This window comes from Streptomyces sp. NPDC102278 (assembly GCF_044766345.1).
Lineage (GTDB): Bacteria > Actinomycetota > Actinomycetes > Streptomycetales > Streptomycetaceae > Streptomyces.
This window is the reverse complement of sequence record NZ_JBIWLV010000016.1, coordinates 77,145-90,544: the sequence shown is the minus strand read 5'-3', so window position 1 is coordinate 90,544 and position 13,400 is coordinate 77,145. Positions and strand designations below refer to the sequence as shown.

Annotated in this window: 11 protein-coding genes and 1 CRISPR repeat array; of the genes, 6 read left to right on the top strand and 5 right to left on the bottom strand. The window is 69.9% G+C overall.

The features are described 5' to 3' along the window. The first annotated feature begins 80 nt into the window (after positions 1-80). Positions 81-1,187 carry a sensor histidine kinase gene (locus ACIRO3_RS29930; RefSeq protein ID WP_404141976.1) on the top strand — a complete coding sequence of 369 codons (1,107 nt, stop codon included), beginning with the start codon at positions 81-83 and terminating at the stop codon, positions 1,185-1,187. After that, positions 1,184-1,855: a response regulator gene (locus tag ACIRO3_RS29925; RefSeq protein WP_404141920.1), complete on the top strand. Its 672-nt coding sequence runs from the start codon at positions 1,184-1,186 to the stop codon at positions 1,853-1,855. Before ACIRO3_RS29930 ends, ACIRO3_RS29925 begins: the two co-directional genes overlap by 4 nt. Before the next feature lie 1,286 nt (positions 1,856-3,141). Here ACIRO3_RS29925 and ACIRO3_RS29920 read toward each other — a convergent pair. Next, a complete protein-coding gene (locus tag ACIRO3_RS29920) occupies positions 3,142-3,585 on the bottom strand; it encodes a hypothetical protein (protein WP_404141918.1) in 444 nt (147 codons plus the stop codon). A gap of 300 nt (positions 3,586-3,885) precedes the next feature. On the opposite strand from ACIRO3_RS29920, the gene ACIRO3_RS29915 reads away from it, so the two are divergent. Next, on the top strand, positions 3,886-5,034 hold the full coding sequence (locus ACIRO3_RS29915; RefSeq protein WP_404141916.1) for a tyrosine-type recombinase/integrase: 1,149 nt from the start codon (positions 3,886-3,888) through the stop codon (positions 5,032-5,034). A gap of 167 nt (positions 5,035-5,201) precedes the next feature. Beyond that, positions 5,202-6,203: direct repeats of the CRISPR family, unit length 29 nt; unit sequence CTGCTCCCCGCACGCGCGGGGATGACCCC. Between the two features lie 69 nt (positions 6,204-6,272). Here the strand turns inward: ACIRO3_RS29915 and ACIRO3_RS29910 are convergent. Together ACIRO3_RS29910 and ACIRO3_RS29905 are read right to left on the bottom strand one after the other, a co-directional pair. Continuing rightward, positions 6,273-7,196 (bottom strand): glycosyltransferase family 2 protein, encoded by a 924-nt coding sequence (locus ACIRO3_RS29910; protein WP_404141914.1) that lies wholly within the window; start codon positions 7,194-7,196, stop codon positions 6,273-6,275. After that, positions 7,193-8,554 (bottom strand): tetratricopeptide repeat protein, encoded by a 1,362-nt coding sequence (locus ACIRO3_RS29905; protein ID WP_404141912.1) that lies wholly within the window; start codon positions 8,552-8,554, stop codon positions 7,193-7,195. The genes ACIRO3_RS29910 and ACIRO3_RS29905 overlap by 4 nt, the downstream gene beginning before the upstream one ends. 278 nt (positions 8,555-8,832) lie before the next feature. On the opposite strand from ACIRO3_RS29905, the gene ACIRO3_RS29900 reads away from it, so the two are divergent. Next, entirely contained in the window at positions 8,833-9,927 is a 1,095-nt protein-coding gene (locus ACIRO3_RS29900) for an NAD-dependent epimerase/dehydratase family protein (protein ID WP_404141910.1), read from the top strand. 26 nt (positions 9,928-9,953) lie between these two features. On the opposite strand, the gene ACIRO3_RS29895 is transcribed toward ACIRO3_RS29900, so the two are convergent. After that, complete coding sequence (locus tag ACIRO3_RS29895) at positions 9,954-10,835, bottom strand: glycosyltransferase family 2 protein (protein ID WP_404141908.1); 882 nt, start codon at positions 10,833-10,835, stop codon at positions 9,954-9,956. An 82-nt stretch (positions 10,836-10,917) separates the two neighbouring features. Here ACIRO3_RS29895 and ACIRO3_RS29890 point away from each other — a divergent pair, with 82 nt between their 5' ends. Further along, positions 10,918-11,619 carry a transferase gene (locus tag ACIRO3_RS29890; protein ID WP_404141906.1) on the top strand — a complete coding sequence of 234 codons (702 nt, stop codon included), beginning with the start codon at positions 10,918-10,920 and terminating at the stop codon, positions 11,617-11,619. 404 nt (positions 11,620-12,023) lie between these two features. Here the strand turns inward: ACIRO3_RS29890 and ACIRO3_RS29885 are convergent, their stop codons facing one another. Beyond that, the gene (locus ACIRO3_RS29885) at positions 12,024-12,509 is read right to left on the bottom strand and encodes a lamin tail domain-containing protein (protein WP_404141904.1); all 486 of its coding nucleotides are present in this window, start codon (positions 12,507-12,509) and stop codon (positions 12,024-12,026) included. Between the two features lie 351 nt (positions 12,510-12,860). Between ACIRO3_RS29885 and ACIRO3_RS29880 the strand changes: the two genes are divergently transcribed. Further along, positions 12,861-13,181, top strand: coding sequence for a hypothetical protein (locus ACIRO3_RS29880; RefSeq protein WP_404141902.1), 321 nt, complete (start codon positions 12,861-12,863; stop codon positions 13,179-13,181). The last annotated feature ends 219 nt before the right edge of the window (positions 13,182-13,400 follow it).

Below are 13,400 nucleotides of genomic sequence, written 5' to 3'. Positions count from 1 at the left end.
CATCCGTCAGTACCGCCGGCCCCGGGTCGGCCCCGGACTCGGGGGCCGGCCCCCGGGTCGCGCCCCGCCAAGACCCGCGACTGCATTGGGCCGTCACCCTGGCGGTGATCGTCAGCGCGATCGTGACGGTCCGCCCGCTGGGAGTCGACGGTCGCGGCCTGGCGGTGGCCGCGCTGATCGCGGTGAACGCGGTGGCACTGATGGCACGCCACCTTTCCGAGTCCAGGCTCCCGCCCCGCGCCGCCCTCCTGTGGCTGACGCTCGGGGTGGGGGCGGCCGCCGCTTTGATCGGCACCGCCCGAACCGGCTCCGGCTACTTGTTCGCGTACTTCCTCGTCGGCCACATCGGCTACCGGCTCCCCCTCCGGCAGGCCCTCTCGCTCGCCGTTCTGGCCGGCCTGCTCTGCAGCGGCGTCCTGTACTTCCGCCTCGGCCCCGGACACGAACTGCTGCCCTGGGCCGTGGGCCTTACCGTCGCAGCCCCGGTCGTGGCCGGAATCCTGAGCCGCAGCAGGCAGCGCGCCGTGGAGGCGATGATCTCGTCCGCCGAGTCCGCCGAGCGGGCCGCCCGCGCCGAGGCCCGTACCTCCGTACTCATCGAGCGCGCCCGCATCGCCCGGGACGTCCACGATGTGCTGGCGCACTCGCTGGCCGGCATCAATATGCAGTTGGAGTTGGCCGACGCCCTGCTCGACACCGGTGACCTGGAGAAGGTCCGCGAGGCGAACAGCAAGGCACACAGCCTGGTCAGGGAGAGCCTCAAACAGGCCCAATGGACCGTACACGCACTGCGTGAGGACTCCCTTCCGCTCCTCGAGAGCCTGACCGCGATGGTCGAGTCCTCCGGCCACCGGGACGCCCTCACCGTCACCGGAACCGTCCGTGAACTGCCGGCCCAGGTCACCCAGAACCTGCTGCGCATCGCGCAGGAGGCCCTGACCAACGCGGCCCGGCACGCACCGGGTTCCGACGTCCGGGTGGAACTGACGTTCCAGACCGGCTCCGCGACGCTGAGCATCCGTAACGGCCCCGCGACCGGCGGGGCGACCGCGGGCGTGGGCAGTGGAATGGGGCTGATAGGAATGCGTGAACGCGTGGCGCTGCTGGGTGGCACCATTACCGCGGGCCCGGTCACGGAAGGGCACGGTCAAGGCGGCTGGCAAGTGGAGGCAGTGATCCCGGTATGAGTGGAGCGACCGAGAGCGAGCAGCACCTGAAGGTGATCGTCGCCGACGACCAGGCCGCCGTCCGTGAGCCCCTGGCCGCGGTGCTCGGCATGGCGGAGGGCATCGAGGTCGTCGCCGCCGCGGCCGATGGCACGCAGGTGCTGGCAGCCGTCGCCACGGCAGCGGTGGACGTCGTCCTGATGGACCTGCGCATGCCCGTGATGGACGGCATCGAGACGACCCGCCGACTGAGCGAGAAACACCCGCAGATCGCCGTCGTGGTGCTGACCACCTTCGCCGACGACGATTCGATCCTGGCCGCACTGGGCGCCGGCGCTCGCGGCTACCTGACGAAGAACGCGGGACGGCAGGACATCGTCCGCGCCATCCGCGCCGCCGCCGCGGGCCAGGCCGTGCTCGACCGGGAGGTCCAGGACCGCCTCCTGGCCACCGCCCGCGCGCGGCCAACGGCCACAGCGCAACCTTCGCCGCTGCCGCAGGACCTCACCTCACGCGAGCGTGAGGTCCTCACCCTCATCGGCCAGGGACTGCCGAACCGGGCGATCGCCGAGAAGCTCTTCATCAGCGAAGCGACGGTCAAAACGCACATCAACAACCTGTTTGCCAAAGCAGGCATCCGAGACCGCGCCGACGCGGTACGCCGTGCGATCGCCGCGGGACTGGCCTGAACCCGACCGAGGAGTCACGGCACCGGCTTCAGCATGGGTAGGGGTAGGGGTAGGGGTGGGCGTTGCCATCGGCTGCAACTGCCGCCTGGTCACCAGCGGCGCGACCCTCGCCGTCCGAATCCGAGACCGCACGGACGCGCTCCCCGGGTTCACCGCCACGTGGCTCGCAGGGGAGGCCGGCCGTCAGCCTCGAACCGGCCTTGTCGTCCAACGCGTTGGACGACAACATGGCTGCCCTGGTGAAGGTCGCCGCCCCGCCACGGAGCCTCCGACGCCGCCCTGGATACGGGCGACGTCCCGGCAACGGCTCAGGCGTCGGGGCGCCTTGCCCGGCGGGCCTCGTCATGGGGCCGGCAGCCCGACAGCCTTCTGCGGCCTCGCTGGAGAAATCATCGACTCCAGCACCCACTTCGCACTGTTCGATTTTATCGAATTGCTGACCTCTGGAGATTCTACGGAAATTCCGTAATTCTCTGCTTCGGCTGTGCCGTTGCTCCGCAACTGGCTATTGTTTCCTTGTTGCACCCTCTGGGGCAGGCGGCGTCTTGCCGCTGCCCTTCTGTGCGCCGCCGCAATGCTGCGACGTGCCGAAGGTCCGCTGCCGCGGGCCGGTCCCCGAGGTGGAGAAAGGGGTGCCGTGAAGGACCCTGAAGAAGAAAACAGCAAGTCACCAAAGCGCAGCCGACTGCGCTTGGTGGCACGGGTCCGATGGATGGCGCGAAGTGCCGTCCCGATCGTGGCCCTGCTGGCCTACAGTGCGCAGTTCGTGCGCGCGCTTCGGGGGTAGCCTCCCCGGACGTGTTTCAGGCACGTCCGGGGGGCTGTTCCCGGGGTCGGCCCGTCGCGATTCAAGTGCCGCGGCGGGCCTCAGGTGTGTGCGTTGCGCGGCGCACATCCACCGGATGTTCCGTAAGTTACGCGACACACGATACTGCACCTCGCCCTTCCCATACAGGTCGATGCACGATTTCACTGCGGACATCTGCACTGAATTGCTGACGGTATTGTCGGCGGGATTGATGTCCGATGGTCCGGCAGTATCTGGTGAGGGTATTCGGACCCGTGGCAATGCTGAGGGCGGCGGGACCACCTACTAATGGTAGTAGGTGGTCCCACCGCCCTCAGCATTGGCGGAGTTACACAGGGGAAGCGCAGACCCCCACTTAAACGTTGAGGCGTGATGGTGCGGCAAAGTCCCTCCCGAGCCTTGGGTGGTGAAGCGCCCGAGTCCTCGCCCCCAGCCGGCACGGTGGTGGGCCCGTACAGTTCCGAGCTCCCCGTAACGATTACGGGGAGGTGGTGCCGACCCCGGCCTGAGGCGGGTTCGTGATGGCCGCGAAGAAGGTGCTGACCAGCTCCTTCGGCATCTGGTAGCCCTTGACCTTGCCGAAGCCGGGGCCCCGCGGGGCGAGGGGTGGCTGCATGCCCTCCGGCCACCATCCTTCGCGGACACCGCGTTCGAGGGCCCTCTTGAGGGGGCCCGCATGGCCACGCAGATTCTTGCCGTCCAGGTCCTCGCGCAGCGTCTCGTCCGACACGAAGCCGTCCCTGACGGCGGCCTCTCGGAGTAGGCGCTGGGCCCTCTGCGGCACTGCCTGGTAGAAGCGGTGGGCGCGCTCCATCGTCCACTCGGTGTCGAGCTCGACGACAGCGGCGTGCTTGGCGAGGAGGTCGAGCAGGTCGGCACGGAACGCCTCGTTCGGCTCTTCGATGGTCACGGTGATGCGCATGGCTCAGGACTCCCGTTACAACAAACGTCGATAGACGTCTCACTGACGTGATGTCACCGTAGCGAGAGCATCGCTCCTCTGTCCTCGACTTCTCCATGTCTATCGGTACGAGATGTTGCGGATGTTCAGGGCGGCTCCGATGACCTACAGGAAAATTACGGTTTTCCTGTAACCTCCAGGGGCCCCCTGAGCTACCGTCAAGCTCCAACCGGTTCAGAAGTGTTCGCAAGGAGCGACCGGTCCCGAGCGGGAAGGAACCGGAGTGGCGAGAAGGACCGACGAACGCGAAGGAACTGAAGCATGACGCTCGTGCCGGCTACGCCTCCCGTGCCCCCGACGTCGCTGGTGCTCGCCCCGCGGTCGGCCCGTACCTCCCTGGCCCGCCTGGGTCAGGACCCCCGGGACGCATGGCCGCCTCCTGCTCGGAAGATGTTCGACTACCTCGCCGCCGTCTACGGTGAGCACGACGTCCTGTGCACCCTGGCCGCGGCCTGGATCGCCCACCACCACCAGCGGTCGCCCGGTACGGCGAAGACCTACGCACAGAACTTCAAGCTGCTGGAGGCCTACGTCCGCCGGCACGGAGTCCACCCACTCACCGTGCGGTTCCTCCTCGCCGACGCCTTCGCCGCCAACCTGGAGACGCTGCCCACCCTGATCTGGCGCGAGGGGCGGCGGGTGCCCGAAGGGCCGCCCCGCAGTGACGCCACCCGCCACAACGTGCTGTCCGCGTGCTCCAGCTTCTACGTGTTCCTTCTGAGGACGAAGCTCCTGCCGAAGGAGCAGCTCGACTCGAACCCCTTCGAAGCCGTGCTCTACCCGGCGATCGACCCCCTGTACAGCCGTACCGAGGCCTTCACGCAGGCCGAGTTCGCCACGCTACTGCGTACCGCCCGCGACGGGCTCGACCACCGGGGAAACCGCTGGCCGACCGGTCACCGCCTGTACACCGAACTCCTGATGCTCCACGACTGTTGCCTACGCATCGATTCGGCGCTCGGCGCCCGCATCGAGCGTCTCGGGCAGGACGGCGGCCACCGCGTCCTGGACGTGGAAGTGAAGGGCGGCTACTGGGTACGGAAGGCTGTTCCCCCATTGCTGTGGGCCGCGATCCAGGACGAGATCGGCGAGCGTACCGAGGGCTACATCCTGGCGACCCGCACCGGCCGCAAGCTCGACGAACCCTCACAGTGGAGGGCGATCAACGCCCTGGCCAAGCGCGCCGGCCTCCCGCAGCGGAAGGTGGGCCCTCACGTGGTCAAGCACACCACCATCACCAACGCCCTGGCCCGCCCCGGCGCCCGCCGGGACAGGATCCAACACTGGGCCGATCACAAGGACCCACGCACGACCGACCGTTACAACCGCCGCCGCGGCGCCCTGGACGGCAGCCCGGGCTACGAGGCCAGCGCCGATCTCGCCGAAACGCTCGCCGACACCGGCCAGTGACCTGGGCCGATCCGGCATACGGAGAACTGCCGGACGCTCGTGGACGACGTGTCGACCTGACCGGGGATACTCCAACCGCTCGATGGCAGTTTTCACCTGATATGCCGGACTCATTGGAAGTGCTTCAAAACGGCAGCTGAGCCAGGTATCGTCCCAACTCAGCAAGCCTGCTCCCCGCACGCGCGGGGATGACCCCTTCCAGCGGTGAGCGGTAGCCTGCCCCCATGCCTGCTCCCCGCACGCGCGGGGATGACCCCTACGGCATCCTCACGCTTAACCCCCCGTCGCACTGCTCCCCGCACGCGCGGGGATGACCCCAGCGCGTTACCGAGGTCTTCCGCCTGCGTGCCCTTCTCCCCGCACGCGCGGGGATGACCCCGCGCCCTTGACGTTGCGACCCTTCTCCGTGGTCTGCTCCCCGCACGCGCGGGGATGACCCCGCGCCCTTGACGTTGCGACCCTTCTCCGTGGTCTGCTCCCCGCACGCGCGGGGATGACCCCGCGCCCTTGACGTTGCGACCCTTCTCCGTGGTCTGCTCCCCGCACGCGCGGGGATGACCCCTCACCGCGGTCACGGGCGGCGGCGCCCAGGCGCTGCTCCCCGCACGCGCGGGGATGACCCCGCAGAGGGACTGCTCCGACTTCCCGGCCTGAGCTGCTCCCCGCACGCGCGGGGATGACCCCTGGAAGAACCGGCCTCCCCGATCGTCGAGGTCCTGCTCCCCGCACGCGCGGGGATGACCCCTCTGAGCCCGTGCTAGTGCGGACCTGGCGCTCCTGCTCCCCGCACGCGCGGGGATGACCCCGCCCGCGCGGCCGCCACGGTGGCGGCGATCAGCTGCTCCCCGCACGCGCGGGGATGACCCCTCCAGCGCACCCGGCAGGTGCAGTGCGCCCGCCTGCTTCCCGCACGCGCGAGGATGACCCCAGCTCGGCGAAGCCAGCTGGCCCGACCGGCGACTGCTCCCCGCACGCGCGGGGATGACCCCGGGACCCGGGCGACGTACCGCAACGACGCCGACTGCTCCCCGCGCGCGGGGATGACCCCAGCGCGCTGGTGGAGGCCACCCACGCGTGATCCTGTTCCCCGCACGCGCGGGGATGACCCCGAAGGCCACCGCGCCGCCGTCGCCGAACTGGGCTGCTCCCCGCCGCGCGGGGATGGTCCCTGGACGATGCCCTTGTAGCCCCATGCCGTTGTCAATACTCCCCGCATCCGCGGGGATCGGGATCCCCCGTCAGATCACCGGCGGTCGGCCCAGTCTGGTCATACGCCATACCGTCCGCCACCGCATCGGGCGGCGTGGTGGGCAGGCAGTCCGTACGCCTTCGAAGAAGCCTGCCCACCACGACCTCAGCCCCGCCAAGGGGGGCCGTTGGGCCAGGGTGTACGCCGCCCATGAGGCGAGGTAGATCGGAACCAGGACGGCGGGCAGGTGGCGCTTCGCCAGCCAGACGCGGTTGCGGGCGGTATTGCGGTAGTAGACCGCGTGCCTGGATGCCGGGGTGCGCGGGTGGTGCAGTACGAGGTCTGCGCGGTAGTCGATGTCCCAGCCCGCGTCGAGTGCGCGCCAGGCGAAGTCGGTCTCCTCGTGCGCGTAGAAGAACGGCGCGGGGAACTCGCCGACCTCGTCGATCACACGCGCCCGGATGGCGTGGGCGCCGCCGAGGTAGGTGGTGACCGGGCCGGAGAGCAGGGGGTCGGCGCCGCGGAGGCGGGGGACGTGTCTGCGTTGGGAGTGGCCGTTCTCGTCCGCGATGCGGAAGCCCACGATCCCGAGACGGGAGTTCGCGATGAACGCTTCACGTACGAGTCGCAGCGTGTCGGTCCGGGGCAGGAGGCCGTCGTCGTCGAGGACGAGGACGATGTCCACGCCGCCGTGCTCTCGCAGCCACCGCACCCCCGCGTTCCTGCCCCCGGGAATCCCCAGGTTCTCCGGGAGCTCGACAACGGCGACGTGTTCGGGGAGGACGGGGAGGACGGGCAGATCCACGCCCTGGGCGAGTACGACGACCGTCGCCGGGTCTCCCTCCTGGGCCGTCACCGAGTCGAGGAGGGCCCGGAGTTCCGTGTCCCGGTCTCCCATGGTGAGGATGACGACGCCGACGGTCGGCGTGTCCGTGTGGGAAGTCCTTCGCGGAGTCGTGTGGGGAGGGGTCATGACTGGGCCCGAAGGAGGTCTGCGGCGCGCCGGTTCAGGGCTTCCGCCCCCGGGACTCTGCGCCTTCGGTAGCCGGCCGCGGCGGACTGGATCGACCTGATTTCCTTGCGGTTCCGGTCGGACGTCACGCCGTCCATGAAGTCGAGGGAGCGGCTCCACAGGACCACTGCTTCCTCGTGGCGGTGCTGGGCCGCGACCGACTTGCCGAGGTTGACCAGGGTGAGGCCGTGCACGCGTTGGTAGGTGCCCGGGGCTCGGCCTCTGAGCGCAGTGCGGTAGTGCTTCTCGGCCGCTTTGTGGTCCCGCATCTCGGTGAGGGTCTTGCCGGTGTGCGAGGCGATGGTGGCCGCGACCGGTCCCGAGGCGGCGGCGTACGAGGCCACCTGGTCGTCCCCGGCGAGCATCGCGTCTTCGGCCGAGAGCAGCGCGGCCGCCGCCTTGCCGCCCTCGCCGCCGGCGCCGTACGCCCTGGCGCATGTAACGAGCAGGAGTCCTTCGGTCTGTCGGTCGACCTTGCCCGACGCGCGGCGTACCGCTTCCTCGGCGAGGCCGATGCACGATCCGGGGTGGCCGAGGTCGAGCGCCTGATGGGTCAGGGCCCGCATCATCCACGCGCCGTGCCCGTCCGGGTCGGACTCGCAGGCGAGTTGGAAGCCGAGCAGGTAGTAGCGCTGGGCGGCGCCCTCGTGGCCCAGGTCGTGGTGCTTCCAGCCGACCAGGCACGCCAGCGTGGCCGCTGCCCCGAACGCGCTTCGACGCACCGCATCGGACGGGAAGCGTCCCTCCAGCATGGGGACGACCGTGTCCGTGAGGTACGCGGTCACCGTCGTCAGTCCGTGGCCGCCGCCCAGCCGATCGTCCACGCCGCGGAACGTCTCGGTGAGCCCGCGAACGGTGGCGACCTCCTCCGCGCCGACGCTGCCGCCGCGCTCGCCCGCCCTGAGGGTGGCGGCGACGGCTTCGTGGTCGTAGGCGAGGGGCAGACCGACCGCGGCCGTCGCGAAGGCGGCGTTGAGGAAGTCCCTGCGACGGAGCATCACGAATCTCCCGAGATCGGTGGCACTGGCCAACGGATCGGCACCCATGGCCTCCCCGATGCCTGCGCAGCCTAGACCGATCTCGGTGAGCGTGACCTTGCGCTTCATCCTTCTGGTGAGAGCCTCGGCGATGTACGCGCGGGTCCGACCACTCGGTGTACCGCCGGCGACCCAGGAGTGAACCGCCGAGCGCGAGGTGTGCAACTGCTCCCCGGCTTCGCCGGCGACGGTACGAATCTCCCTGGCCAGGACCTCGTACGTGCATCCGGCTTCGGCGATGGCGTCCGCCAGCGCGGTGTTCGGAATCCGACTTTCCGTCAACTCGCACTCCCTGAAGCGATCTTGAACAGATTGAACAGGCTGCCGCACCGCCCACGGTACCCGCGCACAGTGATCGCCGGTTCACTGATTGCAAGCGCGCAGGGGGCGCCTTACCGGCTCTCCCCCACCGACCTACGCGGCACGGCGGCCACGGATTCGCAACGACCGGCCCTCGCCTTGCCCCGAGAACCCGGACGCCGACCGCATCACCCGCCCATGGGCGCTGCCCGACGGGCGGCTCCTGCCACGTTCCACCCGAACCTGCCCACGGAGGCATCGTGCATCACCGCTCAGACCTCGCCGCCTTGGCCGGCGCCACCGTCCTGGTGACCGGCGGCGCCGGGCTCATCGGCTCTCGTATCGCCACGCAGTTGCGTGGCCTCGGCGCCCGCCCCGTGGCCCTGTGCGCCATGAACGCCTACCCCGAGCAGGTGTACGCCGACCTGTTCGGAGTCCGTGCCGGGGACCCCGACGTGGTCCTGGGTGACATCCGGGACACCGCGCTGGTCCGGAAGCTGGTCGCCGACTCGGACTACGTGATCCACGCCGCCGCCCTGGCGGACGTCGCCGCCTGTACCCGAGACCCGCTCGCCGCGATCGACACCAACGTGGCCGGCACCCAGAACGTCCTGGACGCCGTGGCGGCGACGGACCGCGTCCGACGCATGGTGTTCGTCTCCTCCGCCAGCGTCTACGGCGACGGAAACCCCGAGGAGAGCGACAGCCCCGAGCTCCTGACCATGCGCCAACTCCTGGAGTCCGTCCACGGACGCATCCCACCCCAGTTCCACGAGTTCACCCGCACGCGTCCCAAGTCCGTGTACGGCAACACGAAGGCGTGGGGCGAGGAACAGACCGCGCTCGTCCTCGGCCAGGTCGGCACTTCGTACGCGATCGTGCGGTACTTCTCCGTCTACGGCGAACCACAGACCATCAAGCAGGATTCGCACTCCTGGGTCGTGGCCTGGTTCGCCGCGCGAGCCCACCTCGGTCTGCCGCTCCACCTGAACGGCGGAGGCCGCCAAGTGCGTGACATGGTCCACGTGGACGACATCGCCGAGGGCACCGTACGGGCCCTGACCAGCCCCCACGCGCACACCGAGACCGTCAACATCGGCACCGGCGTTCCCACCAGCGTCAGGAAGGTCGCCCAACTCGTCCAGGCCCACTACCCGAACACACCGCTCCTGGAAACGCCGCTCCCGGCCGGCGACCCCCTCGGCGGGTACGCGTCCACGCGCCGGATGGAGAACGTCCTGGGCTGGAGGCCTAAGGTCACCATCACCGAGGGGGTGACCCGCTACGTGAAATGGCTCCGGAACACTCCGGCCGCCGCCCCGGACTGGCTGCGGCGCGAGCCCGCGGCAGTCTAGGCAGCCAAGGTTGGACGATCCGGCGGCTAGATGATCGGCGGCCGGCCCAACCGGGTCAGTCGCCAGACCGCCCTCCAGCGGATCGGTCGCCGGGGGCCGCAGGATGTCCGGACGCCTTCGGCGAACCCCGAGAACCAGGCCCGCAGTCCCGTCGCGGACCGGGTACGGGCCACGGTCAGCGCGATCCACACACCGAGGTAGACCGGCACCAGCGGGGCGGGCAGGTGCTGTTTGGCCAGCCAGACCCGGTTGCGCGCCGTCATCCGGTAGTAGACCGCGTGCCGGGCCGGGGACGTCTTCGGGTGCTGGAGCACCAACGCCGGTTCGTAGAGGATGTCCCACCCGCGGTCGATCGCCCGCCAGGCCAGGTCGGTCTCCTCGTGCGTGAAGAAGAAGGCGTCCGGCCAGCCCCCGGTCTCCTCCAGCATCGGCATCGACAGTGCGTGTCCGCCGCCCAGGAACGTGGTCACCAGGCCCCGGCGCATCGGATCGTCGGCCCGCAGGCGGGGCACGTGCCGGCGCTGCGTGTGACCGGTCTCGTCCGCGATCCGGAACGAGACGATGCCCAACCGGGGGTCCGCCTCGTACAGGTCGGCGATGCGCCGGACGACGTCCGCCTCGATCAGCAGGCCGTCGTCGTCCAGGTCCACCAGGACATCGACGTCCCCGAAGTCCCGCAGGCGGCGCCAGGCGACGTTCCGGCCTCCCGACACTCCCAAGTTCTCCGCCAACTCCACCCCACACCCGCCCTCGGGCAGACCCGGCAAAGCCGTGCCGTTACCGACCACCACGACCCGGACCGCCGGTTCGTCCTGTTTGGCCACCGAGTCCAGCAGGGCCAGCAACTCGGGCATCCGGTCGCCCATCGTCAACACGGCGACACCCACACGCGGCCGGGCCACGACCATCACCACTTCCCCACGGAGCCAGATGAACGGCGAGCGTACCCCCGCCGAACCCAGGCCCCGGACCATGCGAGAGGACACCGCAATGGAACAGATCATTCTCGGCGACTACGTCAGCGCCCCCACCGAGGGGAGCATCTCCAGCACCCCGTACGGCGGCCTGGAAGGATTCGAACTGGCCGAGTTCCTGGCCCAGTGGACGGGACTCCAACGCGAAGCCCTCGTCACGCTCGGGGAGAGCCGGCGCATCCACCCGTCCGCGTACATCCACCCCACGGCGATCATCGGGGACGACGTGATCATCGGGCCGGACGTCAAGGTCCACGAGTTCACGACCGTACGCAAAGGCAGCGTCCAGTGCGCCGGCGTCCAGGTCGGCTTCAACTGCGAAGTCACCGCCACGTTCGTCGGGCAGGACGCCGTCCTCGGCCACCGGATCAGCGTGAACCGGACCCTCCTCGGAGCCCGGACCCACCTCTCCGCCGGCGTCACCGTGGCCGCGATCAACATGACCACCGACATGCGCAAACCCGACCGAGAAGTGATCATGCGCACCGCCGGCGGCCTCTACCGAACGGGCACGACCCGGTTCGGGGCCGTCATCGGAGACGACACCCAGACCGGCAACAACATCGGCATCGGACCCGGTGTCTCCATCGGCCGCCGCTGCCGGATCACCAGCGGCGTGACCCTGGCCATCCGAACCGTCCCGAAGGACTGCACCGTCACGGCCGCGCAAGCCACCGAAACCAGCGTCCGCCGCCACCGGAGCACCTTCGCGCGCTGATCTGCGTGCCGATCACCCGCCAGACGTCGCTGAGCGCTGAGCCCGGCAGGGTAGCGGGGTGGCGGAGCCGGGCGCGTGTCAGCGGCCCCAACAACCCCACCCACCCGGTGAGCGCTGCCCTGCGGAGCGTGGCTGCCCACCTGCCCGTGGAGGCCGGAGACGGCCTCGGGGTGCGAGCTGGTGGCTTGCCCAGGCTCCCCTTGGGCTTGCCCTACCCCGCACAGGCCGTCCGGCACCCCGCTACCCCGAAAGCCCGGGGTAGCGGATCCGAAGTCGCGAGGTGGGGTGCCGGAAGGTGTACATGAGTGTGGCGTGCCGCGGCTGGTTTGCCGTGGCACGCCGGTCCGTGCGGTATCTGGCAGGTCACACACTCACGCTCTGTGGGTGTGGCTGCCTAGTGGGGGTCAGTGGCTGTGGTGGTGGTGTCCGCGGCGGCCCCACGACTCGGTGTCGAGGATGTTGCCGCGGTTGTCGCGGAGGGTGGCGGTGTCGCGCTCGTCCCAGATCTGGTGGCGGCGGTCCTGGTAGACGTCGCGGTGGGTGTCGCGGCCGTGGCCGGTGTGGACCTTGACGCTGGAGCGGCCCTCCAGGCGGAAGTCGTTGAAGCGGTAGCGGTTGCCCTGCTTGTCGGTGAGGGTGAAGCCGCGCAGCTGAACGCTGTGGCGGCCGGTGTTCTTCACCTCGACCCATTCGCTGTTCAGGGCGCGGTTGTCGCGGCCGCGGCCGGCGTTCTCGACGTCACCGATGACGAGGGAGGAGGCGTGCTGGCCCCGGTGGTCGCGGTCGCGCCGGTGGTCGTCTGCGGCGGCCGGGACCGCAGCGGCGCCGATCAGGGCTCCGGCGGCCAGGAGGCCGGCGAGGGTGCGGCGGGTGACGAGAGAAGCAGACATACGTGAGGCTCCTTCAACAGGCAGTCCGGCCCGGCCTCGTGCAAGCCGGGAGGACTTCGAACAGTTCCCGGCGTCCTGCCGAGAAGCCACACTCTGGACCCCAACCCGACCCGAAAGCTGCGAAAACGGCCGGTGTTGCCCAATGCCGACATTTCTGTGACCCTCCCTTGCACAGGACACGGGTCAAGGCAGGTTGACCCTCGAAGGCAGTCCGATCCGCGCCACGTCCGGAAGGCATACGGGCAGCAGCGCCCCACCCGACGCGCCACCGGCCTCTCGACCATCAGCAGCCCCTGCGCCAAACGGGTTCAAGGCCTCGTAACAGCCTCGAGCCCCCGGGTCGTTGCATAGGTGACTTGCCCCGCGGGGCGGCCTGAGGAGCTACTGGATGCTCCCCTCGCCCGTCCGGGCCGCTACCTGTACCTGCGGCGGGACTACTGCCCCTGCGAGCAGTGCGACCTGCACAACGACATCGCCGTGGCCCGGGAGCTCCTCGAACTGGCCGTCCGCAGGCTTCCCCGGTGGCCGCGTCGGGAGTTGGAGGCCCTGCTGGCCGGACTGGACGACGAGCTGCGACGCAGGACCATCCCCGACCCGTTCGCCCACCGAGAGGCGCACCGCAGGGGGGACTGGTGGCATCAGCGCCTGTACGACCTGAGCGATCTCCTGTGACGTGTCGGCCGGGGCCGCAAACCGGCGCCTGCGGGCGCGGCCCGGCCGCGGCAAGCAGCCCCTACCCGGTGTGCGGTGTGCGGCGTCTTGCGACGCTCCCTGGCCACCGCATGCCACCCGCTCACGTGGTCGCCTGCGGCTATGCCGTCCAGTCGGTCAGCAGTGTGGTGGAGAGCCCGGCCCGTGCCGGCGTGCGGGTTGTGGCCCCACTGACGAAGT